Source organism: Prodigiosinella aquatilis, from assembly GCA_030388725.1.
In the GTDB taxonomy this organism is placed as follows: Bacteria; Pseudomonadota; Gammaproteobacteria; order Enterobacterales; family Enterobacteriaceae; genus Prodigiosinella; species Prodigiosinella aquatilis.
Map to the genome: position 1 here is coordinate 4,003,604 of CP128857.1, position 26,869 is coordinate 4,030,472.

Consider the following 26,869-nt stretch of genomic DNA (forward strand, 5'->3'; position numbering starts at 1 on the left):
CCGAGCAATATTAGGTTCTGATCAAATGGTCAAAGGCACTCAGCGAGGCTTTGGCCCCTTCACCTGTGGCGATAATGATCTGTTTGTACGGCACAGTAGTACAGTCACCGGCAGCGAAGATCCCTTTCACACTGGTTTCGCATTTGACATCAATCTCAATTTCACCGATGCGGTTACGCGCCACGGTACTACCCAGCCAGTTGGTGTTGGGTAACAGGCCGATCTGCACAAAGATCCCTTCCAGCGCCAGCTTATGAATACTGCTGCTAACGCGATCCTGATACGCCAGTCCGATGACTTTTTGTCCGTCCCCCAGCACTTCTGTCGTCTGCGCATTCATGATGACATCCACATTTGGCAAGCTACGCAGTTTATCCTGTAGCACAGAGTCCGCTTTCAGTTCCGGCGCAAACTCCAGTAGCGTCACGTGTTTCACTACCCCCGCCAGATCGATAGCGGCTTCAACGCCGGAGTTACCGCCGCCGATCACGGCCACGTGTTTACCTTTGAACAAGGGGCCATCACAATGCGGACAGTAGGTTACCCCATGGGTACGATACTGATCTTCACCGGGCACATTCATGTTCCGCCAGCGGGCGCCGGTAGCGATGATAATGCTGCGGGATCGCAGTACCGCGCCAGATACGGTTTCAATCTGATGCGGCATGCCGGGTTCACTGGCTGGCACCAGTTTCTGCGCGCTTTGTAGATCAATAATATCCACGTCATAGTCATCGACATGACTTTTCAGCGCAGTGGCCAATTTGGCGCCTTCAGTTTTCGGTACCGAGATATAATTTTCAATATCTACGGTATCGAGAATCTGCCCACCGAAACGTTCTCCCATCAATCCGGTACGGATCCCTTTACGGGCGGCATACACCGCCGCTGCCGCCCCCGCCGGGCCGCTACCGACAACCAACACATCATAAATCGGGCGATTGTTGAGTTTTTCAACCAGTTTATCGCTGGCGCCGGTATCAATCTTGCCGACAATTTCCCCCAGACTCATGCGTCCCTGACCGAAGTGCTCGCCGTTCAGAAATACCGTGGGTACGCCCATAATATTGCGTTCTTTGATCTCATCCTGGAACACGCCGCCATCAATTGCGGTATGGGTAATATTTGGATTCAGGATGGACATTAAATTCAGTGCCTGCACCACATCAGGACAGTTGTGACAGGTCAACGAATAATAGGTTTCGAAATGGAATTTACCGTCCAGATAGCGAATCTGGTCGAGCAGTTCTTGCGTCTCTTTTGACGGATGTCCTCCCGTCTGCAACAGCGCCAACACCAGTGAAGTGAACTCATGTCCCATCGGGGCACCGGCAAAGCGAGGCCCGGTCGCCAATCCCGGATTGGTGATCAGAAATGAAGGCTTGCGTACCGGCAGTTCATTGTTTTCAAAAAAGCTGACTTTTTCAGATAGTTCGGCAATTTCGATCAGCAGTTGCCGGACTTCAGAAGATTTAACCGAATCATCTAGCGTCGCCACTATCTCAACCGGTTTGGTTAATTTTTCCAGATAGGCTTTCAACTGGATCTGCATGTTATTGTCGAGCATAGAGGGTTCCTGGCATTGGAGGAAAAAATCGGGTGCTGAGCACCCGATAGTAAAATCAGTCTTTCAACCACGCTGGCTTATTCAGATTTTGCCAACCAGATCCAAAGACGGCGCCAATGTGGCATCACCTTCCTGCCATTTTGCCGGGCACACTTCACCAGGATGAGCGGCGACATACTGAGCCGCTTTTATTTTGCGCAACAGATCAGAAGCGTCACGGCCAATACCTTCCGCGGTGATTTCCACTGCCTGAATAATGCCCTGCGGATCAACGATGAAAGTACCACGGTCAGCTAAACCCTCTGCTTCACGCAGGTTTTCAAAATTGCGCGTCAGTTGACCCGTCGGATCGCCGATCATGGCGTATTTGATTTTGGCGATGGTATCAGAACTGCCGTGCCACGCTTTATGGGTAAAGTGGGTATCGGTGGACACAGAATAGATATCAACCCCGATCTTCTGGAATTCATCGTAATAATCTGCTACGTCACCCAATTCGGTTGGGCAGACAAATGTAAAGTCAGCCGGATAGAAGAAGAACACACTCCATTTGCCTTCAATATCTTTTTCAGTGACTTCAATAAACTGACCTGCTTTGAACGCCTGATTTTTAAACGGTTTAACCTGGGTATTGATAACGGACATTAGTATTTCCTCATTTGTCTCATGTGTTTGGCATGGGAGCTAAAATACAATAACGTGATGCCCGTCACTAATCCGTTGTCTGTATCGAATCAATAAGCAATACCTTACTCGTGACCGATAGACCTGATAGCCGATCCGCCAGAGCGCCATAAAAACGTGGCAAGGGAACGTCTGTCGCTATCCTGTAGCAAAGTTAGCCTGAATACGTTGCTGAAGATATGCATCGGCGCGGATCGCCGGATATTTCCCGCCCGGCCCAACAATTTCCACTGTTTTATTGGCCTGGCAGAAAAACGCCAGGCTGTAACGAGGGCCTTGATACTCGTCCGGCGTCGGGTTCCTCACCCGATGGAAATTCGACGGCAGTTGATCATCACTCCAGCGCATCAACATATCGCCGATATTGCAGGTGATCACCGCTTCACTCGGCTCAATGCTGGTCCACTGCTGGCTTTCTCTGTCTTTACCCGGACAAACCTGCAATCCACCCTGCCCCGGACGTTGAAACAACAGCGTCAGGCAGTCAAAATCGGTATGCGCCCCGGCACGCCATTGCCCCGGCTGAGTAACCTGCTCCGGGTCAGTCGCATAATAGTGCAGCATGCGTAAGGTGCTCTGGTAGTCAGCATGGCTCGGGTTGTGGGCCTGCTGGAAAAAATGCTCAGGGAAGCCCAGTTTGAGAGCAAAACAGGAAAGCAGTTTCATACCCAACTGCCAGCAACGTGATTCGAATGCCAACATGGTGTGTTGGAACTGCGGCAACACCTGCTCACTCGGCCACAAGCCATCCATCAGTGGACGCGTTATCTGATAAGACTCTTTTTGATCCGGGGTACGGGTAGAAGGGCGTACTTGCGCTCGACTTTCCCAGCCAGCATTGTGGGCCAGCGGATACTGTGCCTTGACGGTTTCGGGCAACGCGAAGAACCGTTCCGTCATATCAAAAGCGTGGCGGATGTCTATCAAATCAATGCCGTGATTACTCACCTGGAAGAAGCCGATCTCAACAGCTGCCCGCCATAGCTGGTCGGCGATTTCGCTTTTACGGCAATCAAAATCAGATAAATCAATACAGCGCACTTCACGGGCAAAGGTTTCCTGGCCGATGTCACCCATCAGTGCTTCTTTTTCCAGTTCCTGCAACGTATAGCGTTGAGCCTTATTGGATTGGGTCATCATGATTATCCTGTTCTTTTTCTCTCAGGTTACAAGCCCACACGCCGTTTCAGTGTGCGGACAGCCGACAACGCCTCTTGACGCATAGCGCCCAGATCGATGCCAGGTACGGTGTCATCTTCAACGATAAGCCGGCCATTGATCATTAACGCTTTGAGCACTGCACGACCACCACAGGCCACCGGACCAATCGCCATATCGTGCAGACCAAAGTAACGCGGATCGTCCAGCCGGTAGATGGCAATGTCAGCCAACATGCCAGGTTGAAGAGTGCCGCTACGCGTCAACCCAAGGATCTGCGCGCCGCCTGCGCTGCCCCAACGCACCACATCCTCGATGGTGACGGCGTCAGCACCCCCCTCGAAGGTGCCACCCGCGTAGCGTGGCTGCGCCTGCATGCCTTTTCGCGCGCGCTGCAACAACCATGCGGCATGCGCTTCGCTCTGCATGTCTGCCGCTTCATTAGACGCTGCGCCATCAACCCCGAGTGAAATCGGCACGCCTGCCTGTTCCAGCGCTACCAAATCGGCAATACCGCTGCCCAGACGCCCATTGCTCTGCGGACAATGGGCAATGCCGGTTCGGGTTTTCCCCAGCAAAGCGATCTCTTCCGGCAACAATTTCACCAGATGGGCAAACCATACATCATCCCCCAGCCACTCGTGTTCAGCGCAGAACTGCACTGGCGTCATGGCAAACCTGGCCCGCGCCGCATCCAGATAATCCACGGTTTCCGACAGATGGCTGTGTAAGCGGATACCCAACCGGCGCGCCACCCGCGCCATCTCGCGCAATTGCGACGGCGGTGCCGAGTGCAACACGGTGGTCGGTGCCATTACTACCTTGCGCAGCGCCTCTGGCCGCGGATCGTGGTAACGTTTCACCAGCCGTTCAATATCCGCTATATAGTTGTCGATACTCTCCGGGCGCAGCGCGATCGGCAAATCTTGCTCCAACACCCGTGTCTGGGTGGCACCCCCCCCGACACAACACGATGCGCATCCCCAGCGCCGCCCCTTCACTAAACACGATCTCTGACGTATCGAACGGCATATCCGGCCAATACAGATAGTTATGGTCGGCAACCGTGGCACAGCCCGAGCGCAATAGCTCAATCAAGCCAATGCGTACCGCCAGACGGAACGTCTGCTCATCGAAAACGGCACGAAAGCGGTACGGCGTGGCGCTCAACCAGGCGGTCAGGCTCTGGTTCAATCCTTGTGGTTCTCCCTTCAGCAACGACTGAAACAGGTGATGGTGCGTGTTGACCCATGCCGGGTACACAACACAATCACGGGCATCAATCAGCGGCTCCTCCGGCAATGGCGTCAATACGCCAATAGCGTCGATCACACCATCAACGACACGAATATCCGGCCCGGTGTGACGTCCCGCCTCCCCCGGCAAACCGGTGAGAATGGCGTAGGCATTTTTAATCAATAGTGACACGGCAGCAGACTCCTCTTGCAGCATGGATCTCAGGGCTTAACATGCAGATCCTGAATAAACTGGGTGGTGTAAGCCTGTCGCCAATGGGTGTCGGCTTTCAGCAATTTGGCATTGACCATGAAATCACGCGTTTTCTGCCAACGCTCTTCGGTCATCGTTCCCCAGCCCTGGGTAGCCGCGTCGCCACCGTCAATCAAGTGATACTTTTTGATTTGCGCCACCCCCCACGCCAGCAGATCATCCCCCATGTTTGGATTCTCTTTTTTGATCAACATATTTCCCGGCGTCGGATCCTTCAGGTAGCTCACCCAGCCCTCCATGGAGGCGCGCACGAATTTAGCCATCGCGTCGCGGTTACGAGCAATCACATCCGGCCGGGTGATCAGAATGCCGCCGTAAGGCGGATAACCATACTTGGCAAACAGGAAGAAGTTGGCTTTCACTCCGGCTTTGTGTGCCTGGAAAACCTCCGAGCTGGCATAAGCCTGCTGGGCAATATTCTCGTCGGCCACAAATGGCTGAATGTTGAAGGTGTAGGGACGAGTCTGTGCATCACTCAATGAGTAACGTGCTTTCAGCCACGGCCACCAGGTCGATTGGCCTGAACTGGACACCAGAATGGTTTTGCCTTTGAGATCTCCCAGGGAGGTTACCCCCGTGTGGATCAGCAAGCCTTGAGGGTCGAACTGGAATGGGGCGGCGATCGCTACAGCCTGGAATCCACGTTCAACTGTTTGCAACAGTTGTAAATCATAGCCAATGATCACATCGGCGCGTTTTGCCAGCAGCAGTTGCATGCCATTGACCTGTGGCCCGCCCGACTGGATGCTGACATCCAGACCGTAGCGTCGGTAAATCCCGGTAGCCAGTGCCTGATAGTAACCGCCCTGCTCGGCCTGGGCATACCAGGACGTCAGCAGTACCAGTTTTTCATTGGCCTGAACGGCCGGGGAAACAGCGCCAAGCGCAAGCGCGCTCAGCATATAGCATGACAGAGTAATACGTGATATGACCTTCATTGCGCCTCTCCTTGTTGCTGTCGGAGAGGCCGGGTAAAGATGGCTCAGCCTCTCAAATCAGCTCATGTCATGAACCGGAAAATGATTGCTGAGCAATGTCCCGCACCGATATCTGTGCTGACCGCTTCTACTCACACTGGATGATACAAAAATGATGCCAATCTGTGACAGGCTCTGCCGCCCCGTCTTTTTCAGTGATTTCCGTTTCGCCAGCTGCAACGATTGATTCAATACAGCGCAATCCGCACCAAACCGGTGCAATTTATTCCGTTTACTGGCTCTCGGTCTGCAATTGGCTGAACAACATTTCCAGTCGCTTGAGCATCATCGACGCGGCGATCGATAACTGCCGCGCCGGTGCCACACACAGTGACAAAGTAAACGGCTTTAACTGCGGATCGCTAAGCGGAATGAACATCAGTTCTCCACGCTGTACCTCGTCCATAATGTCCAACCAACACAGAATACCGATGCCAATCTGTTCTTTGATCAACGAGCGAATCATATGGATATTGTTGGAAATACCCACTTCGTTAACGCTGCCGCCGTTAATATTCAACAATGCCTGCACTGGTTCGGCCAGCATCAACGGTGCGGAGGGAATGATAAACGGATAGTCCAGGCATTGATTGAAACGAATACGGTCACGTCCCGCCAGTGGGTGGCCTTGTGGCACCACGATCCCTAAATTGATTTCAGCGAATGACTGTACCTGCAACGCTTTCGAGCTTTGCGGATTGAGCATGATACCGAAGTCCACATCGCCAGAAATCAACGCCTGCTGGATATCGATATTGTTCATGGTGGTGAGGGTGAATGAGACATTCGGGTATTCCAGGTGGATTTTCTTCAGCATCGACGAGAAAAACCCCCGGTTGATGGCATCAATGGTCGCGATGCGCACATGTCCGCGCCGTAATCCGCGCAAGTCATCGAGTTGATCCCGCACCCGACTAAAATCCTTTTTCCAATTATTGGCGGCGTTGAGCAGCAATTCACCGGCAGCGGTCAGACGCAGGCCAGCTGGATGCCGTTCAAACAATGGCATTTCCAGCTCCTCCTCCACGCGCAGTATCTGTCTGTCAATGGACGACGCCGCGACATGCAACGTTTCCGATGCCTTACGAAACGAGCCCTGACGGGCCACTTCAGTGAAATACAACAAAAACCGGGAGAAGGCAAACATGGGTTGGGTGCTCTCTTTTTTGCAACAAGACGTGCGAATCAAAGCAATGGACGCAACAATCATATAACAATAACGTAGCCTTCATGACAACGGGAACTTTCGTTTCAAGACGAGTCCAGCGTGTTGATAATCCTGTTTAAGCAATTCGCACGGTGTTGTTCCCGGGCAAAAGCCCGGTTCTGGTTCTGGACCTATAATGTCAACACGGAGTCTCACCATGTCTATGTCACGCCCACCTGTACCGCTGAACGGCCTCTGTAATGCGCGGCTACCGGCTTGGGCATTACCCGCCAGTTGGCCACAACAAACCGGGGAACCGCTTAACGGCAACATCCTGTTCAGCGCTGGCCACATTGCTGCACTGATTCCAGGTCATCAGCCTACGGATGGCTTGTGGGATCTCGGCGGCGCATTGGTGTTACCCGGAATGATTGAACCCCATGCACACCTGGACAAAACGTTTACCCGGCAACGCAGCCGACCGGCAGGACCGGGGTTGTTGGCCGCCATCGACGCCATGCATCAAGACCGTCGCCACTGGAGTCCGCAAGATATTCACCAGCGCGCCGCACAAGGCCTGGCGCGGGCGGTGGCCAGCGGTATCAGCCATCTGCGCACCCATATCGACTGGTTTACTGCCACGCCACCCACCGCCTGGCTGGAAATCGCTGCGTTGGATCAACACGATTGCACACTGGAGCGCGTAGCACTGGTGCCGCTGCCGCTATTTGCCGATATCGCAGTGGCTGAAACAATAGCCCGTCAAGTCGCAGACAGCAATGAACAGGGGCTGCTCGGCGCATTCATCCACTCATCTAACTGGGATGAAGCGGCGATGACTAATCTGATGCGCAGCGCAGCGCGCTGGCGATTAAACCTGGACTTGCACATTGATGAAGAATTGTCGCCGACAGCAAACGGCCTGGTATGGCTGGCTCACTACCTGACCGAGCACGATTTCCCCGGACACATCTGCTGTAGCCACGGCTGCGCCCTGGCGGCTGGCGACGAAGAACAGGCGCAATGGGTACTTGCCGCATTAGCGGCATCGCGCGTCACATTGATCGCCCTGCCAATGACCAATCTGCTGTTGCAGGATGCCGTCACTGGCCGCACGCCGCGCCAGCGCGGCATCACACTGTTGAAAGAAGCCCAGGACGCTGGTGTACCGGTATTGCTCGGCTGTGACAATGTGCAGGATGCCTTCTGCCCAACCGGCAGCTATGACCCGGTGGATACACTGATATGCAGTCTATTCGCCGCCCAGCTTGACCAGATTTTCGACCAGCAATCACGGCTGATCTGTGATCGTCATTCACTGACTGGTGCTGGCCCGACGGGGTCACCGCTGGCGGCAGGCAACCCGGCCGATATGGTTATCTTCCCCGACAGTGATATTGGCACCTGGCCATTGAACAGTGCCGCCCGCATAGTAATACGCCGTGGCGCCATCACTCATCAACGGACGTGGAACAAGGAACTCGCTCATGATGCTTGACGATGGCGCGGGCAAACCGCTCGCCCACTATGCCGCCTGGCATCGCGCCGGCGATTTTATCTTTCTTTCCGGCATTATCCCGGTCAATCCACAGCGCTCGCTTATCGTACGCGGCTATCAGGATATTCCACCAGAAGCGCGCCGCCTGTTGGGTGAAACCGGTGAGTTTTCCACTGATGCCAAAGAGGGGCCAATCCTGGCGCAGAGCTGGTATGTGCTGGAGAGCATCCGTCAGACCATTGAGTCCGCCGGTGGGCAAATGAGCGACGTGTTCAAACTGGTGCAATATTTCCGCAATCTGGATCACTTTCCGTATTACAGCCGGGTAAGAAAGCTGTTCTATCCGCAGCAACCGCCAGTTTCTACGGTGGTGCAGGTCAGTGAAATGCTGCCCGGCAACGAGGTGCTGATTGAAGTCGAAGCCACTGCCTGGCTACCACAATAATTCCTGACGATGAGGCAAATTATGATAAACGGCTATATTCCCGCATCACGTTTTCTTCCTTTTCTGAGCTGGCCCGCAATTGCTGCGCTACCGGACAAGGCCAACACCGTTATCATTTTACCGACTGGCGCCATTGAGCAGCACGGCCCGCACCTGCCTTGTGCGGTGGACAGCGTGATCGCCTCCGGCGTGGCGGGGCATGCACTGGCTCGTTTACCGGAAAGTGTACCGGCGTTTGGTATCCCACCTATCACTTACGGCAAATCCGACGAACACCTGCACTTTCCCGGCACCCTCACCCTGAGCGGCGATACCTTACTGCAAACCGTGCTTGAGATCGGTGAATCCCTTTACCGTGCCGGCTTTCGCAAATTGCTGATGATCAACGGTCACGGCGGCCAGCCGCAGGTGTTGCAAATGGCTGGGCGCGAACTGCGACTGCGACACGGCGACATGGTGCTGATAGCCCATGATGTATTCCGGGTACCGAATGCGGCCGACCAATTCCTGAGCGTCAGAGAACAACAGTTGGCGATGCACGCCGGTCATGGCGAAACCGCCCTGATGCTGGCACTGGCACCAGAATACGTACATATGGAACAGGCGGTGGCCAGTTATCCGCCCGTATTTCCCTGCCCAACACTGTCCAGCGGCCGTCCGGCCGCTGCCTGGGCATCATACGACTTCAGCCCCAGCGGCGTGATTGGTGACCCAACCGACGCTACCGCTGAACAAGGCCAGGCGATTCTTGACTCACTGGCCGACAGTTGGGCGCAAGCCATAACCGAAGTCCATCAGATGGAATGGGTAGTACGCAACGAACCAAGCTGGGGTAAACATCACTGGCACGGTTTTGTGCAATCGCGCGTGACGCCACCATCGTCTCCTTTTGCCACTGAATAACAGGAATACTTACGATGAAAACAAGACTTTTGCCTTATGGCAAGCTGCTAAGCCTGTTACTGTTCACCGTCGCTTCTTCCAGCATGGCGGCGGAAAAACTGACCTTTCTCACTAACTGGTACGCGCAGGCCGAACACGGTGGCTTTTACGATGCCCAGGCCAACGGTCGCTACAAAGCCGCCGGGCTTGATGTCACCATCAAAATGGGAGGGCCGCAGGTCAACGTGATGCAACTGATGGCTGCCGGTCAGGCCGATTGTGTCCTTGGCGACAATGGTCAGGCGCTGGAGTCCTGGCAAGCGGGTGTACATGCCATGACCATCGCCACCGTGTTCCAGCATTCGCCAACGGTGTTTATTACCCATGACGCCGTGAAAAATCCACAGGCGCTAAAAGACAAAACCTTTCTGCTGGCCACCGAGGCATACACTTCTTTCTGGCCGTGGGCCAAGAGCGAGCTGGGGTTAGCCAACGCCCGTATCCGCCCTTACACCTTCAGCGTGCAGCCGTTTCTGGCGGACAACAATCTGGTGCAACAGGGCTACATCACCTCTGAACCCTTTGCAGTGGCCAAAGGCGGCAAGCCATTCCACGTTTATCCGCTGAGCGACTGGGGCTACCCGCCATACGGCAACTCGATCATCTGCATGGCGAGCACCGTACAAAAACGCCCGGCGGTGCTGGCGGCGTTCGTGAAAGCCTCGATGCAGGGCTGGAAATCGTATCTGCAAGACCCAACCGCAGGAAATGTGCTGATCCATAAAAATAACCCAAGTATCAGCGCCGCCCAGTTGGCATTCAGTCTGTCACAAATGAAGAAATACCAGTTGGTGACCGGCGGCGACGCCCAGACCGGCGGCATTGGAACCATTACCGAACCGCGTTTGAAAAAGACCTGGGACATGTTGGTGAAAAATAAACTGATCGACGCGAACAAAGTACCTTTTGCTCAGAGTTACACCCTCGCCCTGATCAAAAACGCGCGGGTTATGCCATGAGCCAGATAGCCAAACTGACCGTGATGAGAGATATCCGCCCCCCTACCGCGCCAGCTATCGAGATTCTGTCAGCGGAAAAAATCTACAGCAACGGCACCAGGGCACTGCTACCCGTAAATCTCACCATCAATCAGGGTGAGTTTGTCACCCTGTTAGGGCCTTCCGGCTGTGGCAAAAGCACACTACTGAAAATGATTGCCGGACTGGTGGAACCGAGTGATGGCAAGCTGGTGCTGTGGCGACGTGACAGCCGCGAAAAAATGCGGCTACCGCTTTCGTTCGTGTTTCAGGAAGCCACACTGATGCCGTGGAGCAATGTGCATAACAATGTGCGGTTGTCATTGGATCTGGCTGGCGTCCCGCGTGCTGAAGCCGACACCCGCGTCAGTGAAGCGCTGGAACTGGTGGGACTGGGCCGATTTGCCCACGTACTGCCACGTGAGCTTTCCGGCGGCATGCAAATGCGAGTGTCTATTGCTCGCGGCCTGGTCACCCGCCCCAAGCTACTGCTGATGGACGAACCCTTCGGCGCACTGGATGAAATCACCCGCAACAAATTGGACAGTGATTTACTGCACCTATGGCGAGAACAGGATCTAACGGTGGTATTTGTCACCCATTCTATCCACGAAGCGGTGTTTCTTTCCCAGCGCGTGATCATGATGGCGGCCCGCCCAGGTCGGGTAGTGGAAAACATCGCCATCAATGAGCCTTTCCCACGCACTGACCGCTTCCGTGTCAGCCCGCAGTTTTCACACTATGCGCAACAGTTGCAGGACAGTCTGTTGCAGGCCAGCCAATCTGGTATGGAGTAATAACATGAAAACGCGAAAATTTTCCCCGCTGATGAACAATCAACGTTTCCGCCAGGTGTTTTACCCACTACTGGTCGCCATACTGGTGGTTTTCCTGTGGCAAGGTTGGGTCAGTTGGTTCAACATCCCGACGTTTTTGGTGCCGTCGCCACTGGTGATGGTGCAAAGCCTGTGGAACAATCTGGCATCACTGATGCTGTCGCTGCTATTCACCCTGAAAATCACCCTGATTTCGTTCGCGTTGTCGATTCTGATTGGTGCCAGCGTGGCATTTCTGCTGGTGCAGAGCCGCTTTATTGAAACTGCGCTATTCCCTTACATTGTGTTCCTGCAAGTGACGCCGATCGTCGCCATCGCGCCATTGATTATTATTTGGGTGAAAGACACCACGCTATCGTTGGTGGTGTGCTCTACGCTGATGGCGGTGTTCCCCATCATTTCCAACACCACTCAGGGACTACGTAGCGTCTCGCCCGGTCTATTGAGTTATTTCAAACTGAACCATGCCAGCCGATTGCAGATCCTACTGCGTTTACGTATCCCCTCGGCACTCCCCTACTTCTTCGGCGCGCTGCGTATTTCCAGCGGCCTGTCGCTAATCGGCGCAGTGGTGGCGGAGTTTGTCGCCGGTACTGGTGGCAGCGACACCGGGCTGGCCTATCAAATCTTGCAGGCTGGCTATCAATTGAATATTCCGCTGATGTTCGCTGCCTTACTGTTGATCTCGCTGGCGGGCATCATGCTGTTTGGGGTGATGTCCTGGATATCGCGTCGCGCGCTCAGCGCCTGGCATGAAAGCGAAGTGGTGCAGTCCAATTAACCGCCTGAGTGGCCAACTGACTTATTATAGGTACTGATGATATGGATTATGAACAACGCCAGATCGCCGTCACCCTGATCCACCAGGCGTTACCCATGCTGGAGTGGACGCGGGCGACAGCAAAGGTCAAACGCTTGTCGCGCGACTTTCACTGGTTCAGTCCAGTGCTAAAACAACAACTGGAAGACAAACAAGCGGATGCCGTGGTGCGCCCACGTAATGAAGAAGAACTGCGCCTGCTGGTTGCTGCTTGTGTGCAGCAGCAACTGCCGTTGATGCTGCGTGGCGGCGGTACCGGTAACTATGGCCAGTTGGTGCCGTTAGAAGGCGGCATTATGGTAGACATGACCTTATTTAATCAGGTGTGCTCATTTGGCGACGGCGTGGTACGCGCCCAGGCCGGCATTCGTTTGGCGGATATCGAAGCCTTGAGCCGCCCTGCGGGTTGGGAGCTACGCTGTATGCCATCCACCTATCGGCTGGCCAGCCTAGGCGGGCTTTACTGCGGCGGCTTTGGCGGTATCGGCTCCATCAATTACGGCCCGCTGGCCGCGCCCGGCAATGTGCTGAGCATAAAGGTCATGACCATGGAAGCTGAACCGCGCGTACTGACAATCCCGGCACCGCAGGCACTGCTGTTGCACCACACCTATGGCACCAACGGCATTATTCTTGAGATTGAGCTGGCGCTGGCGCCCATCCACAACTGGATTGAACGGTTGGACATGTTCGACGACTTCACCGCTGCGCTGAATTACGCCGATGCACTGGCCCGCTCGCCGGGATTGGTCAAACGCGAGCTGGCGTTGTTTGCCGCGCCAATCCCCGCCTACTTTACCCATTTGCGCCGCCATTACCAGGCTGGGCAGCATGCGGTAATCAGTATCATGGCGCAGGAGAGTGAGCCGTTATGTGATGAGTTGTTAGCGCAGTATGCCGGGCAGAATGCCGTGCGCCAGTCGGCAGATAACGCGCGTGCGACCCACTCGTCGCTGATGGAGTATTGCTGGAACCACACCACACTGCACGCGCTGAAAGTCGAACCAACCTTCACCTATTTACAAACCGCCTTTGCACCCGCGAGTTATATGCAGCAAATTGTCGAGGTGGCGCATTTATTTGGCGATGAAGTTATATCGCATATTGAATTCCTGCGTGACAACGACGGTAACATCACCTGTAGTGGCCTGCCGTTAGTCCGTTATTCCAGCGAGATTCGCCTGAATGAGATAATGCAGATATTCCGCGATCACGGGGTAAAAATTAATAACCCGCACGTATTACAGGTTGAAGACGGCAAGCAAGGCATTATTCGACCGGAGGTTGTCGCGGTTAAAAAGGCTTTTGATCCTGATGGGTTACTCAATCCTGGCAAACTGCGTGGCTGGGAAATGCGCAACTCGCTGTTACCGGAGGAGCAGCCACTCCCATAAGGTGACACCGCGCAGACGGAAAAAGTGCATAGCACCGGGATACGCGGCATCTTTCAAGATGCAGCGGTGTTGGCTGAGGCCCGTTTCCGGGCCTCCCCCTTTGGGGCCGCTGCAAACAGCATTCAAATCACTTACCTAGAGTTGTTCCAGCGCCAGCAGTTCCTCCAACGTTTGGCGACGACGGATCAGCCGTGGCTCACCGTTTTCAAACAGCACCTCCGGCAGCAGTGGACGGCTATTGTAATTGGAGGACATTGACGCGCCGTAGGCACCGGTATCATGGAAGACCAGATAATCCCCCACCTGCGCCGCCGGTAGAGCGATCGTTTCCACACCACCGCCCGCTTGTTGGGTAAACACGTCGCCGGACTCACACAACGGACCGGCGACCACGCTATCACGCCATGTCGCGCTATCGCTGATATCACGGCCATCTCCGGGCAACAATGTAATATGGTGATAGCTACCGTACATCGACGGGCGCATCAGGTCATTAAAGCCAGCATCTACCAACACAAAATGGCGGCTCCCCATCGATTTTACCGCCCGGACTTCAGCAACCAGCACACCGGATTCCGCCACCAGAAAACGACCTGGTTCGATTTCCAGCGTAACCGGGTGCCCCAGATGCGTGGCAATCTTCTCCCGCGCCTGATACCACAACCCAAAATAATGCCGGGTATCAATGGCCTCTTCACCGTAACGATACGGGATAGACAAACCGCCGCCGGCGGAAATGGCATCAAGATCCTGCCCAAAATCGATCACCTGACGCACCATGGCATCACAGACCTGCTCCAGATGCCCATAATCCACACCGGAACCGATATGCATATGAATACCAACCAGCCGGAGCGAGTAACGTTCAATTTCCGCCAGCGCCAGCGGTAAATCGGCATGCCAGATGCCATGCTTGCTGTTTTCACCACCCGTATTGGTTTTCTGGCTGTGCCCGTGACCAAAGCCGGGATTAACCCGCAGCCATACCGGATGCCCCGGCGACACGTTGCCAAGCTGGCTCAGCATATCCACTGATCCGGCATTGACTGGAATGTTCAGTTCGGCTACGCGCTGTAACGTCGGGCTATCCAGCAGGTCGGCAGTAAACACAATCTCATGGGCGTCAGTGCCCGGCACAAATCCTGCCACCAGCGCACGCTCGATTTCCCCCAGCGACACAGAATCCACTTTAACGCCCTGTTGACGCATCAGACGCAGAATATGGGTGTTGGAACAGGCTTTCTGTGCGAAACGGATAGTATCGAACTGACGTAATTGTCCGATACGGTCGATGATGGTTTGCGCATCATAGGCCCAGACCGGGCAGCCAAAGCGGGCCGGTAATGTACGCAGGCTTTGCGCATTCAGCGCCTGGGTAGTGTCATTGAGATCGTGTGGCATGATTTCTGTTACCTGAAAAATAAACGATGGAATGAAGAATATTGTGAAGAGTCCCCGGAAGGTAAACAAATATCCTTTTACACAGAGTCTATTCATCTATGATATAGGTTGACGTTATCCATCGAGACAGGTTTATGGCTGACATTTCCCTGCGACATATCGAAATTTTTCATGCGGTAATGACCACCGGCAACCTGACAGAAGCCGCCACGTTGCTGAATACCTCGCAACCGACGGTCAGCCGGGAACTGGCACGTTTTGAGCGTCTGATACAGATGCAACTGTTTGAGCGGGTACGCGGTCGCCTGCACCCTACCGCACAGGGATTGCAGCTATTTGAAGAGGTACAGCGATCTTATTACGGGCTGGAGCGTATCGTCAGTGCCGCACAGGATATCCGCCGCTTTCAACAGGCGCACTTATCGGTGGCCTGTCTGCCGGTATTTTCACAATCACTGTTACCTGACGTTTGTCAGCCATTACTCGCCTGCTACCCGATGCTGAATCTGCATATCATTCCACAGGAGTCCCCGTTGCTGGAGGAGTGGCTTTCAGCCCAGCGACATGACCTGGGGTTGACGGAAAATACCGTGACTCCCGCCGGAACCGAGCGGCAAACGCTGATGCAGTTGAATGAAGTCTGCGTACTGCCGGCACGCCATCCGCTGGCAGGAAAAACCATACTGACGCCGGATGATTTCAATAACCAACCGTTTATCAGTCTATCCAGCACCGATAGCTATCGTCAGTTGCTGGATAAACTGTTTCAGGAGGCAGGCATCGCACGCAGGCTGGTGCTGGAAACCCACAGCGCGGCATCTGTCTGTTCGATGGTGCGGGCGGGCATTGGAGTGTCGATCGTCAATCCACTAACCGCGGTGGATTACGCCACCGCATCAGCCGATGTCGTCGTACGACCATTCAGCATTGATGTCCCTTTTACCGTGAGCCTGATACGCCCGAACCATCGTCCTGCATCGGCACTGGTGGATCGTTTTATTACCCAATTACACGATGTGGCACAGGCGTTCCCGGCTCGCTTGCAACAGATTATCGGCGCATAGCGTCGACGCGCCGATAAAAGCTAGGCAACTTCCCGCAGTACCGCGGTATCGATCTGTAAACCGATGCGGCTGCCATCCGGATACAGATCGTCAACCGAGCGATTCAGCACATCCACCAGCAGCTCAATCCCTTTTACCCGCACACGATAGCGGATCACATTACCCAACAGGCTATGGCCAATGATATCCCCGGCCAACCCCTGCTCAGGGGAACAGGGATAAATGGATTCCGGGCGCAACGCCACCTGATGGCTGAAGGTTTGCCCGGTCAGGGTCATTGCCTGTTCGGCGCTCAGCAGGTTGTAGCTACCGATAAAACCGGCGGCAAACAGGTTGGCCGGCTGGGTGTACAGGGTTTCGGCATTACCATGCTGCACAATTTCACCTTTATTGATCAACACGATACGATCTGACATGGTCAGCGCTTCTTCCTGATCGTGAGTGACGAAAATGGCGGTCAGATTCAGCTCTTGTTGAATGCGACGAATCTGTTCACGCAGATGGCGACGGATACGGGCATCCAGCGCTGATAAAGGCTCATCCAGCAGCAGCAGACGTGGACGCGTCACCAGTGAACGGGCCAGCGCCACACGCTGCGATTGCCCGCCCGACAATTGATGCGGATAACGAGTGGCGTAGTCACTGAGTTCCACCAGCGCCAAAACTTCCGCTACGCGCTCGCGGATCTCTTCCGCTGCGAGCTTTTGCATTTTCAGGCCGAAAGCCACATTGCCGGCCACCGTCATATTCGGAAATAGCGCGTAGTTTTGAAAGACCATGCCGATCCCCCGCCGCTGCGGAGTCAGCGGCACAATATCCTGCCCCTGCAACAAAATCTGTCCACTATCCACCGGGGTCAAGCCCGCCAGACAGCGTAATAAAGTCGATTTGCCACATCCACTCGGTCCCAGCAGGGTGACAAATTCTCCCTCATCGGCAGAAAAATTGATCTCATGGAAGACTTGTACCTGGCCATAGTGTTTATTGAGATTTTTTACATCAAGGTATGCCATCTTCAGCTTTTCCCTTTGTTCAGATAATTGGCCAACCAGGTGATCAGTAGCACCACCAGAAAATAGGAGATCACCAACGCACTGGTAAAGTGCGCGTTATCGTCACGCTTATTGTAGAGATAGACCTGCAACGTCTCATAGTTGGTTCCCACCAGCATATTGGCGAGAACAAACTCTCCGATCAGAAATGAGAAAGACAACAGCACGGCAATCACCACGCCTTTACGCAGATTGGGCAATACCACCAACAGCGCCGCCTGCCAGGTACTGGCACCGAGTAAGTGCGCGGCATCCAGTAACTCTTGTAGGTTAATCGCCTGCATATTATTGGCGATGGTCCGGTAGATAAACGGCAGGGCAATAGTGAAATAACAACCGATAAGGATCCATGGCGTACCGGTGATTGCCAACGGTTCGGTGGCGTACAGTTGCAATAACCCGACAGAGGAAACCACCGGGGGCACAGCAAATGGCAACAGAATTAACACATTCATCAAGGCATTCAACTGCGGAAAGGCATAAGCAATGACAAACATCGTTGGCAGCACCAACACCAGCGAAAACAGCAGCGAACCGAAGCAAATCAGTAATGAATGACCGAGTGCCGCCAGAAAACGCGGATCACTCCACAGTGCAATGAACCATTTCAGGGTCAGGCCCTGCGGCAAAATACGCGCCCCCCACTCGGTCGCCAATGCATAACCCAATGTTGCCAACAGCGGCAACATCAGTATCAACAATAGCAGCCACACCACCAACTGGTGATAACGCTTTTCAGAACAGAACATGGTTGCCTCCGGAAAAACCATTACTTGGCGACATGGGTATAACTCCGTCGCAGCAGCCATTGGTGAATCACAGTAATAAGAGTCATCAGTGCCACCAGTAATATGGAAAGTGCACTGCCCATATTAGGATCGAGTGAGATGTCGCCGGATACCAGCGCAGCAATACGGATCGGCACCACGTTAAAGTTGCCGCTGGTCAGCGCATAAATGGTGGCATAGGCACCTAAGGCGTTAGCAAACAGAATCACAAAAGTACCAAGTAAGGCCGGCGTCAGCACCGGTACACCGATATGCAGCCAGTAACGCCCTCGGCTGGCCCCTAACAGCGCTGCGGATTCCTGCCACTCGCTTTTCAGGCCATCAAACGCTGGATACAACAGCAATACACCAAGCGGGATCTGAAAGTAGGTGTAAATCATGATCAGGCCACTGCGTGAATAAAGGTTGAATCCACCCAGCAAACCATATTGTTTCAACAACAGTGACAAGAAACCGTTCAGCCCCAGCATAATCACAAAGGCAAACGCCAGCGGAACACCGGAAAAGTTACTGGTCATATTGGCAAATGACATGACAAACCGGTGCAATCTACCAGCACCGAGCTGGCGCAACGAATAACCGCCAATCAGCGCGATGATCAGACCATAGACACTCGACCAAAAGGAAATTTCGAGCGAAAAACGGATCGCCTGTAGATAAAATGGCGACGTTAAAATATCAACGTAATTTGCCAGCCCCCAGGCTTCATTCACGTCGCTGTAAAAACTGTTAATGGTAATCCATACCAGCGGCGCTATCTGAAAGGCGGCAAATACGACAAAAAAAGGCAACAGGATCAACCCACTCAGCCAACTTTTTTTCACACCATCACCCTCTCCGTACTGATGCTGAGAAGCTCCCGGCACCAGGGTTTGTCATGCGGCACACCCAGCAGTTGGCACACTACGCCGCATAATTCAGTCTGTTGTGGCGCGGCATCGGCTCGCAACGAAAATCCACGGCCGAACACATACAACGGCACTTCACACTCCTGTGGCAACCTACCACCATGGCTGTGATCGTCATTCATACCATGATCCGACGTCACCAGTACCTGATACCCTTCCGCCAACCAACGTGGCATCCAGTGCGATAGATAACCATCGGCCATTCGTGCCTTGTTACGGTACTGCGGCGATGACAACCCATGCCGATGACCGGCATCGTCAATATTCATCGGATGGATCAGCAGAAAATCCGGCTGATAACGGCGCAGTAGACTTTCTGCATCCTCAAACAGATGCGAATCTGGATAGCTGTCGTCATGGTAAAAGTGGCCGTACTGTATCGGCAGCGATAGATCTTCTGTATGACGATCGCGCACGGCGTCAAACGGCGCGCGATTATACAGTTCGCTGACCCAATGATAGGCCGCCGCCGCCGTGGTTAATCCGGCATCCCGGGCATAATGGAAAATACTGCGCCCGTGGGTTAACCGGGAAATCCCGTTGTGTACAATGCCGCTCTCGACGGGCGTCCTGCCCGTCATGATGCATTCATACAACGGACGGGACAGCGACGGTAGCTCACATTCAAGCTGATACAACTGACCGCGCCCCGCCGCACACTCGGCCTGCATATACCCCATGGCGTCGCGTGCCACTTGAAAAGCCAGTCCGTCCAGCACCACCAGAATCGTTCTCATCCACTTGCTCCGTTTTACGACTTACTACGCTATTTACGGACTTACTGTTTCATATTGATGATGACATTTTCCTGCCACTGACGCGGCAACGCTTTGACGCTCTTCTCCCATGCGGCAGCATTCATCACTGGATGTACATTCTTGTATTCCGCATCCGGCAACAATTTGGCTTTCACATCTTCAGGCAACGTTATGTACTTGGCACGAATCGGGCGAGCATAACCACGGGCCAGATTGATTTGACCAGCATCAGAGAAGATATATTCACGGGTCAGTTTGGCGGCATTCGGGTGTTTGGCATACTTGTTGATAATCGTGGTATAACCGGAAATAACCGAACCATCAGACGGGATCAGCACTTCAAAACGGCTTTTATCAATCTTGTCTCGGTAGTTCAGCGCATTAAAGTCCCATATCACGCCAACCTGCACTTCCCCTTTTTCGATATTGGCAAGCCCCGGATTGGCTAAACCCAGACGTCCTTCTTTGGCCAGTTTGGCAAAGAAAGCCAGTGCTGGCTTGAGGTTGGATTCATTACCACCCAGCGCATAATTGGCTGCCAGAACGCCGTTCGCCGCTTGGGAAGCTGCCCCCACATCACCAATGTTGACCGTGTATTTGCCTTTCAACAGATCGGCCCAGCTGTGTGGAATATTCTTCACCTGCTGTTTGTCGATGATGAAAGCGATAGAACCGGTGTAGGCCACAGCCCAGTTTCCGTCTTTATCCTTGGCCCAGGCCGGTATCTGACTCCAGGTGCTGGGTTTATACGGTTGGGTGATGCCCTTCTGTACCGCTATCGGCCCAAACGCTACGCCAACGTCGCCGATGTCTGCACTGGCATTGTTTTTCTCCGCGATAAACTTGGCGATCTCTTCTGCGGAAGACATATCGGTATCACTGTGTTTCAACCCGTATTTGGTTGATAAATCATTCCAGGTCTCTTTCCAATTGGCCCAGCTGTCCGGCATACCGACGCTGTTAACCTGTCCTTCCGCTCGGGCCGCTTTTTCCAGCGCAGACAAATTATCCGCCGCCATGGCAGAATACGAGGAAAGCAACGCCGTACTGATTAGTACGGAAGACAATAATTTTCTCATCATGATACTCCAGATAATGGGAGGGTTGACGTACTCTGGTCTAGTCCAGCAATAACCACGCCAATTCACCACAATAGTGTGAAAATTACATGACAGTTGTGCGACGGTTATATTTCATCACGATGAACATTAAAGATTCGGTAGATTTGATTTCCCGATAATCCCTGCTATGGTGCAGGTCGCACTACGTTAAGGCTTTACCGCGATGAAAATGCAATCCACTGCTGTCACTCAGATTTGTGATGCCCTGACTGAACGTATTCGCCGGGGAGAATTTACTACGGCTCGACTGCCCTCGGAACGCACATTGAGTGAACAATTTTCCACCACGCGAATTACATTGCGTGAGGCGCTGACCATGATGGAATCACAGGGCATCGTCTACCGTGAACTCCGACGTGGCTGGTTTCTTTCACCACCACGTCTGAGCTATAACCCGCTGCATAAAAGTCATTTTCATGAGATGGCGGAAAAACAGGGGCGGGTCGCAGAAACGGAAGTGCTGGATGCCAATCTCGTCGCCGCCAGCGCGTCAATCAGCCAGCATCTGGAGATACAGGAAGGGACGGAAATCTACCGCATCAGACGGTTGCGGCGCATCAACGGACGTGCCGTGTTATACGTGGAACACTACCTCAATCCGGCCTATTTCCCCGATTTACTACAAGCCGATCTGACACAATCCCTAACCAATTATTACTGGTCTCATTACGGCATTCGCTATGGTCGGGTACGTTTTATCATGCTCCCCACACCACTACCCACCATTGCCGCGCCGACACTGAAAATGGCCCCCGGCAGCCCGTCCTTGTTTATTACCCGTATCAACCGCGATCAATACGACAGAATCATTGATTGTGACTGCGAATACTGGCGCTACGATGCGTTGTATATTGATGTTGAAGCCAAACGAGATAATCAGGAATAATCCCGACGACCAACCGTATGGCGCGTGATGCCGAAATCAGCCCGATAAAACGCAGTAAACCAGACCGAGCAGCTATCGGTCACAGTATTGATATATCAATCCCAAAAATCATTAAATCACGTTATATTACGTCCCTTATTTCTCTCTCTCCGGCAGTGAGTCAGCATCGTTTATGAGTAAGCCATCAACCGCATCAGCGCCCCAGCAGACCTCGGAATCCACCGTTGTGTCGCCGTCATTCTGGCGTGGCCGCTTCAGCGTCGCACCGATGCTTGACTGGTGAGATCTTGGCTGCAGCCCTTATTTGGCAAGGGTTGAGCTTGTCATGGGGCAGATATGGGGCAGGTGTCTTAAATTTTTGTCGTTTTTGTCTGTTTTTTGTTCTTTTTTTATCTATTCACTGCAGCTTAAAGTTTGAATTCAGGTTCTGGGGTTGAACTGTTGAAAAACTGTGTATGTAACTCCGTCAGCATTTTTTTCAAAGTGCCCAGCATAAAGGACTTAAATTTGTCCTGTCCCAAAGTCCGGTCATACACATTGGTTGGTAGAAAACGTTTCATCTCATTATGAAATGCTGCACTTGCCACAATTTCATCCAGCGAAGCAATCCGGCTTTCCAGCAGTTGTTGGTAGTCAGGAATTTTGTAGTCAGCCAGTTTCAAACGGATGAGCTCAGGCTTAAGCTTGGCGTTCTGCTGCTGCAGCCAGACCAAATCCCATAAATCACGATGCCGAATGTAACGTTGAGTCGCAGGCAGTGAAATCAGCTTATCCGCCATCACTTCGTCCAGTGTTTCGGTAAACACCAGAGTGTCTTCGTAACCATCAGGTAAAAAGTCATAGTTGTTCCGAAGGGGCAAAGCTTCTTTGGTGTAAGCGGGCACATTCGCCACTTCAAGCTTAATTTTTTGCCTCGGCATATCCTTCTGGCCGGGGGCTGTGGTGATATTAATTTGCCATTTATCAATCCGAAGTTCGGCGTACTCTTTTTCTTCTTTCAGCGATGCAGGCTCTTTCACCGTGACTTCCAGGCCATAACGCTTGCCAATGTAGCCTTCGATACAGGTTTTCATCTCTGCCAGCCTGGCAGAAGAAAAATCGACACCACCGGCAAAATCCAGATCTTCGCTGAAGCGGTTGCCGCCATGACAAAGCCGTAACGAGGTTCCGCCTTGAAACACCAACTCATTCAGCAAACCTGCCTGATCAAGACAATACAAAATATCGTAGTGCAGTAACTCTTTTTCAATCACAGGTCGCATGGCGGCAACTTCAGCCTGCTGCATTGCCTTTGCCACCAGTGCATTAAAATCAGCCGGGTCAATCTTCATTCAGCATTTCCTTTTGGACCAGATGAGTATTCCGGCCAACCCGTTTTTGGTCACGCCAGGCCGCTTGCTTTGTGGCCATCCTCAGTGGCCGATTGATGGAAATGAAACTCTGAATAATTTCACTGACCGGCCGCTTGGTATGAGTGAATTCAATGGTGCCATAGTGAGTTTTGTATTCACCTTTGCGCCCTGTCGTCATCACGGTCAGCCTGTCCATCGGGATTTGCGAAATCACGCCATAACTGGAGAGCGCAGATTCCAGGCTGACATAATTGTATTCACCACGCCGCAGAGTTTTAGCAATCAGTTCCAGAGTGTCTGGACCTTTTTTATGATGTGACAAAGCGAAGAGGTAGACGCCACGGGCAGCCCTTTCCAGAATGTTCTGTCGTACCAAACGCTCAAGCCCGGCATGCAGGGTCCGTTTGCTATCTTCAGGAAAGATTTTTTCCAGATCGCGCTGGCTAAATACATAGCGCCCTTGCTGGTCTAGTTCACTTAAACGCTGAACCGCTGTGGTTTGTAGCATAGTTTTTATCTGTGCGTGAAATACACTTATTCGTAGTATAAGTGTCCACTTGTGGATATTCAATCTATTAAGTAGACAGTTATTACATGTATTAAGTGGTTTATTGATAACTTAAAAGCCCGCGAAATTCGCGGGCTGCTTTGTAGGCTTACTTAGCTTAGTTGATGCAATGTTTTTATCTGAGCGTCTTACCGAGCGGACACAGCCACCTTGGCGGGGTCAGTCCCGAGGCCTTTGAACGGGCCTCATCGTGAGGACAGAATCTGTCCACGGTTTTGGGGCAGTCCACTAAAGATCACCCCCATTACTTGCATAGAAAAATAGCTTTTGATCAAGCTCTTTGTTTTACCGATAATGGTAAGATCAGAGTGTTTCATGCTTAACAAACCAAACAAAACCAAGGCAGAGGATGCCAAAAAACGCTGACTGTGTTCGCTGCGCTCATAAGTATATTAGCGCCTCTGTTTGGTGCGTTATAAGCAATCATCGGAACAGGGGTAATTTTGATGATTCTTCAGAGGTATATGGATCTGCCCAAGTTTGTTAGTCTGATGCAAACTAAGTCTATTTATTTGGCAAAGATGGCGGCATTTGAAGACGCGTTGGAAGGCGGATTAACAGTCGCTGATTTTTTCAAAATGTCTAATGCTCAGGCAACAATTGATATTGCAGTTAATGGCTGCAGGCCAAAATGTTACGAAAGCTCTGATGAGAGAAAGCTAAGATTGAGTAAAGCAAATAACGCTCAGAGCGAGCTTCGTGAGAGAAAATTCGAAACTCCATTTGGCACATACCCATGTGATAAAGTTGAGCAACTATTTCCAATCTGTAGACAGTGGCTATACGTTAGTTGTTGGCATCAATCATCGCATGAATGCTCGGCCATGTGGAAAATATATGGCAGTGACAAAAACTCAGTTTGTGTTTTTACAACAATCGAAAAATTAAAGGACTCTGTAGCTTCCAGTAACTCATTCGATAAAATAGAGTTTAGCGAAGTGAATTACATTAGCCATATTGATGATAGTTTCTATAGCGATCCTATGTCTCCTTTCATGTCTAAATCAAAACCATTCACTTTTGAAAAAGAGTTTAGAGTTGTGGCTTGGAATTCTAACGTGGATTTGTCTAAGTGCTGCGTCAATAATGAAACTGGAGTATTACTAGGTGTAGAACTAGAAACTTTAGTAGATAAAATAGTTGTATCACCGCATTCTGACCCATGGTTCAAGAACTCAGTTGAGAAACTTTGTGATGAATTTGGTCTATCGGTCGATGTCATCGATTCTGAAATTAGAATGGATCCGATACAGGACATCTATGATGCAATGTCTTATTTAAAACTACCGCTTGTTTAAGGCGTTATAGGCCAAGGAGGCTACATGCTTAAAATTGACGATACAGGTATTGTCCAAGTGTAAGCATCCCGGTAAAACGAACCATTCGCTTTGAGGTGTTTGTTCCGCCGGAATTTTGCTCAAATTTGAAGCAATTCACTATGACCTGTATAATTCTGCGTCCTTACATTTTTGTGCCTGATCGCATGTCCCCAAAAAAATGTCCCCCAAGGGACATGCGACGTCAAAATAGGGCAAAATATGCAGAAACATCCCTAAATACGTCTAAACGCAAAAGCGGCTAATGCACTGAAAAAATAGAGAATTTAGTTATGCACCCATCTTGTCGCTTCTCGGTCGCACCGATGCTTGACTGGACAGATCGCCACTGCCGCTATTTTCACCGCCTATTGAGCCACCAAGCGCTGTTATATACCGAGATGGTAACCACCGGCGCCATTATCTACGGCAAAGGCGACTATCTGACTTACAGCGAAGAAGAACATCCACTGGCTCTGCAACTCGGGGGCAGCGATCCGGCCGCACTGGCGCAGTGTGCCGCGTTGGCGGAACAACGCGGCTACGATGAGATCAACCTGAACGTCGGTTGCCCGTCAGATAGAGTACAGAACGGCCGTTTTGGCGCCTGCCTGATGGCGGAAGCAGCGCTGGTAGCGGATGGTGTGCAGGCAATGCGCGATCAGGTCAACATTCCTGTCACCGTCAAAACCCGTATCGGTATTGATGATCAGGATAGCTACGCTTTCCTGTGTGATTTTATTCACACAGTGACAGAACGTGGTGGTTGCAATTCGTTTATCGTACATGCTCGCAAAGCCTGGCTTTCCGGTCTCAGCCCGAAAGAAAACCGGGAAATACCACCGCTGGATTACTCTCGGGTTTATCAGCTGAAGCGAGATTTTCCAGCGCTGACCATCGCGATTAACGGCGGTATCAAAACGCTGGAAGAGGCCAAAATCCATCTGCAACATGTGGATGGCGTGATGATCGGACGCGAGGCATATCAAAATCCAGGTATGTTGGCACAGGTTGACCAGCAGCTGTTTGGTATCGATCACACACCAAGTCCCTTTGCCGTGGTCGAAACCATGTATCCCTATATCGAACGAGAGCTGACACAGGGAACCAGTCTGGGTCATATCACCCGACATATGCTGGGGTTGTTTCAGGGGATACCCGGTGCTCGTCGCTGGCGTCGTTATCTGAGTGAACAGGTCCATAAACCAGGTGCTGGCATCGCCGTAGTTGAAAAAGCACTGTCATTGGTAGAACATAACCAGGTGTAAAAGACTAATAGTTAGCGTATTAGGCCACGCCATCAAACCTGATATTTTTGCTAATACAGCTAAATCAATAGGTTGTCTGCGATATATTCTTGGCACAGATCTTGTTATTCCTATATAGCGGCCACTGAGATGATTGATGGTCAATCAAATCCAGAATCGTTACCACAGGAGCAGGCCATGTTTGATATTTTCTTCGTTATTGGTTTCTTTATTATGCTGATGGTGACCGGTGTGTCACTGTTGGGTGTCATCGCCGCGCTGGTGGTTGCTACGTTTTTTATGCTACTGGGCGGGCTGTTTATTATGGCAATCAAACTGCTTCCCTGGCTGTTATTGGCCGTACTAGTAGTGTGGATATGGCGTTATTATCAAAAGAAACCGACACGCTATTACCGCTGACAACAGCGTAAAAACGGCGTGTTAAGCGCTGATG

At 52.3% G+C, this 26,869-nt stretch carries 25 protein-coding genes and 1 pseudogene; 12 read left to right on the plus strand and 14 right to left on the minus strand.

Annotated elements, in window-relative coordinates; translation table 11 throughout:
* Window positions 1-10: 10 nt before the first annotated feature.
* From ahpF to PCO85_18700, 6 genes and pseudogenes are all read right to left on the minus strand, one after another.
* Window positions 11-1,567 carry an alkyl hydroperoxide reductase subunit F gene (ahpF, locus tag PCO85_18675; GenBank protein ID WJV53181.1) on the minus strand — a complete coding sequence of 519 codons (1,557 nt, stop codon included), beginning with the start codon at window positions 1,565-1,567 and terminating at the stop codon, window positions 11-13.
* Window positions 1,568-1,648: 81 nt separating this feature from the next.
* Window positions 1,649-2,212: an alkyl hydroperoxide reductase subunit C gene (gene ahpC, locus PCO85_18680; protein WJV53182.1), complete on the minus strand. Its 564-nt coding sequence runs from the start codon at window positions 2,210-2,212 to the stop codon at window positions 1,649-1,651.
* A 177-nt stretch (window positions 2,213-2,389) separates the two neighbouring features.
* Window positions 2,390-3,388: a 2OG-Fe(II) oxygenase family protein gene (locus PCO85_18685; protein ID WJV56138.1), complete on the minus strand. Its 999-nt coding sequence runs from the start codon at window positions 3,386-3,388 to the stop codon at window positions 2,390-2,392.
* Between the two features lie 29 nt (window positions 3,389-3,417).
* A pseudogene (locus PCO85_18690) lies at window positions 3,418-4,837 on the minus strand (amidohydrolase family protein).
* Between the two features lie 29 nt (window positions 4,838-4,866).
* Complete coding sequence (locus PCO85_18695; protein ID WJV53183.1) at window positions 4,867-5,856, minus strand: ABC transporter substrate-binding protein; 990 nt, start codon at window positions 5,854-5,856, stop codon at window positions 4,867-4,869.
* A 271-nt stretch (window positions 5,857-6,127) separates the two neighbouring features.
* Window positions 6,128-7,042 carry a LysR family transcriptional regulator gene (locus PCO85_18700; protein WJV53184.1) on the minus strand — a complete coding sequence of 305 codons (915 nt, stop codon included), beginning with the start codon at window positions 7,040-7,042 and terminating at the stop codon, window positions 6,128-6,130.
* Window positions 7,043-7,259: 217 nt separating this feature from the next.
* Between PCO85_18700 and PCO85_18705 the strand changes: the two genes are divergently transcribed.
* From PCO85_18705 to PCO85_18735, 7 genes are read left to right on the plus strand one after another with little or no spacing between them, the layout of a single operon-like run.
* The gene (locus tag PCO85_18705; protein WJV53185.1) at window positions 7,260-8,540 is read left to right on the plus strand and encodes a cytosine deaminase; all 1,281 of its coding nucleotides are present in this window, start codon (window positions 7,260-7,262) and stop codon (window positions 8,538-8,540) included.
* Window positions 8,530-8,985 carry a RidA family protein gene (locus tag PCO85_18710; GenBank protein ID WJV53186.1) on the plus strand — a complete coding sequence of 152 codons (456 nt, stop codon included), beginning with the start codon at window positions 8,530-8,532 and terminating at the stop codon, window positions 8,983-8,985. Before PCO85_18705 ends, PCO85_18710 begins: the two co-directional genes overlap by 11 nt.
* A 21-nt stretch (window positions 8,986-9,006) precedes the next feature.
* On the plus strand, window positions 9,007-9,888 hold the full coding sequence (locus PCO85_18715) for a creatininase family protein (protein WJV53187.1): 882 nt from the start codon (window positions 9,007-9,009) through the stop codon (window positions 9,886-9,888).
* Window positions 9,889-9,902: 14 nt separating this feature from the next.
* Entirely contained in the window at window positions 9,903-10,886 is a 984-nt protein-coding gene (locus PCO85_18720; GenBank protein WJV53188.1) for an ABC transporter substrate-binding protein, read from the plus strand.
* Window positions 10,883-11,701: an ABC transporter ATP-binding protein gene (locus tag PCO85_18725; GenBank protein WJV53189.1), complete on the plus strand. Its 819-nt coding sequence runs from the start codon at window positions 10,883-10,885 to the stop codon at window positions 11,699-11,701. The genes PCO85_18720 and PCO85_18725 overlap by 4 nt, the downstream gene beginning before the upstream one ends.
* Before the next feature lie 4 nt (window positions 11,702-11,705).
* Window positions 11,706-12,521: an ABC transporter permease gene (locus PCO85_18730; protein WJV53190.1), complete on the plus strand. Its 816-nt coding sequence runs from the start codon at window positions 11,706-11,708 to the stop codon at window positions 12,519-12,521.
* A gap of 41 nt (window positions 12,522-12,562) precedes the next feature.
* Window positions 12,563-13,954 (plus strand): FAD-binding oxidoreductase, encoded by a 1,392-nt coding sequence (locus tag PCO85_18735; GenBank protein WJV53191.1) that lies wholly within the window; start codon window positions 12,563-12,565, stop codon window positions 13,952-13,954.
* Window positions 13,955-14,089: 135 nt separating this feature from the next.
* On the opposite strand, the gene lysA is transcribed toward PCO85_18735, so the two are convergent.
* The gene (lysA, locus tag PCO85_18740) at window positions 14,090-15,355 is read right to left on the minus strand and encodes a diaminopimelate decarboxylase (GenBank protein ID WJV53192.1); all 1,266 of its coding nucleotides are present in this window, start codon (window positions 15,353-15,355) and stop codon (window positions 14,090-14,092) included.
* A gap of 134 nt (window positions 15,356-15,489) precedes the next feature.
* Between lysA and PCO85_18745 the strand changes: the two genes are divergently transcribed.
* Complete coding sequence (locus PCO85_18745; protein ID WJV53193.1) at window positions 15,490-16,419, plus strand: LysR family transcriptional regulator; 930 nt, start codon at window positions 15,490-15,492, stop codon at window positions 16,417-16,419.
* 20 nt (window positions 16,420-16,439) lie between these two features.
* Here PCO85_18745 and PCO85_18750 read toward each other — a convergent pair whose 3' ends face one another.
* Genes PCO85_18750 through PCO85_18770 form a run of 5 tightly spaced genes read right to left on the minus strand, consistent with a single transcriptional unit; the run spans window position 16,440 to window position 21,004 of the window.
* Window positions 16,440-17,432 (minus strand): ABC transporter ATP-binding protein, encoded by a 993-nt coding sequence (locus PCO85_18750; GenBank protein ID WJV53194.1) that lies wholly within the window; start codon window positions 17,430-17,432, stop codon window positions 16,440-16,442.
* Window positions 17,433-17,434: 2 nt separating this feature from the next.
* On the minus strand, window positions 17,435-18,220 hold the full coding sequence (locus PCO85_18755; protein ID WJV53195.1) for an ABC transporter permease: 786 nt from the start codon (window positions 18,218-18,220) through the stop codon (window positions 17,435-17,437).
* A gap of 20 nt (window positions 18,221-18,240) precedes the next feature.
* Window positions 18,241-19,083 (minus strand): ABC transporter permease subunit, encoded by an 843-nt coding sequence (locus PCO85_18760; GenBank protein ID WJV53196.1) that lies wholly within the window; start codon window positions 19,081-19,083, stop codon window positions 18,241-18,243.
* Complete coding sequence (locus tag PCO85_18765; protein ID WJV53197.1) at window positions 19,080-19,904, minus strand: alkaline phosphatase family protein; 825 nt, start codon at window positions 19,902-19,904, stop codon at window positions 19,080-19,082. The genes PCO85_18760 and PCO85_18765 overlap by 4 nt, the downstream gene beginning before the upstream one ends.
* A gap of 41 nt (window positions 19,905-19,945) precedes the next feature.
* Complete coding sequence (locus tag PCO85_18770) at window positions 19,946-21,004, minus strand: extracellular solute-binding protein (GenBank protein WJV56139.1); 1,059 nt, start codon at window positions 21,002-21,004, stop codon at window positions 19,946-19,948.
* Between the two features lie 205 nt (window positions 21,005-21,209).
* Here PCO85_18770 and PCO85_18775 point away from each other — a divergent pair, with 205 nt between their 5' ends.
* Window positions 21,210-21,932 (plus strand): UTRA domain-containing protein, encoded by a 723-nt coding sequence (locus tag PCO85_18775; GenBank protein WJV53198.1) that lies wholly within the window; start codon window positions 21,210-21,212, stop codon window positions 21,930-21,932.
* A 407-nt stretch (window positions 21,933-22,339) separates the two neighbouring features.
* Here the strand turns inward: PCO85_18775 and PCO85_18780 are convergent, their stop codons facing one another.
* Together PCO85_18780 and PCO85_18785 are read right to left on the minus strand one after the other, a co-directional pair.
* The gene (locus tag PCO85_18780) at window positions 22,340-23,263 is read right to left on the minus strand and encodes a nucleotidyl transferase AbiEii/AbiGii toxin family protein (protein WJV53199.1); all 924 of its coding nucleotides are present in this window, start codon (window positions 23,261-23,263) and stop codon (window positions 22,340-22,342) included.
* Complete coding sequence (locus PCO85_18785; GenBank protein WJV53200.1) at window positions 23,253-23,792, minus strand: hypothetical protein; 540 nt, start codon at window positions 23,790-23,792, stop codon at window positions 23,253-23,255. Before PCO85_18785 ends, PCO85_18780 begins: the two co-directional genes overlap by 11 nt.
* Window positions 23,793-24,295: 503 nt before the next feature.
* Between PCO85_18785 and PCO85_18790 the strand changes: the two genes are divergently transcribed.
* The 3 genes from PCO85_18790 to pspG all read left to right on the plus strand — a co-directional run bounded on the left by PCO85_18790 (window position 24,296) and on the right by pspG (window position 26,835).
* A complete protein-coding gene (locus PCO85_18790) occupies window positions 24,296-25,150 on the plus strand; it encodes a DUF2971 domain-containing protein (GenBank protein WJV53201.1) in 855 nt (284 codons plus the stop codon).
* Window positions 25,151-25,461: 311 nt separating this feature from the next.
* On the plus strand, window positions 25,462-26,436 hold the full coding sequence (gene dusA, locus PCO85_18795; GenBank protein WJV53202.1) for a tRNA dihydrouridine(20/20a) synthase DusA: 975 nt from the start codon (window positions 25,462-25,464) through the stop codon (window positions 26,434-26,436).
* Between the two features lie 177 nt (window positions 26,437-26,613).
* Window positions 26,614-26,835 (plus strand): envelope stress response protein PspG, encoded by a 222-nt coding sequence (gene pspG, locus PCO85_18800; protein ID WJV53203.1) that lies wholly within the window; start codon window positions 26,614-26,616, stop codon window positions 26,833-26,835.
* Window positions 26,836-26,869: the final 34 nt, after the last annotated feature.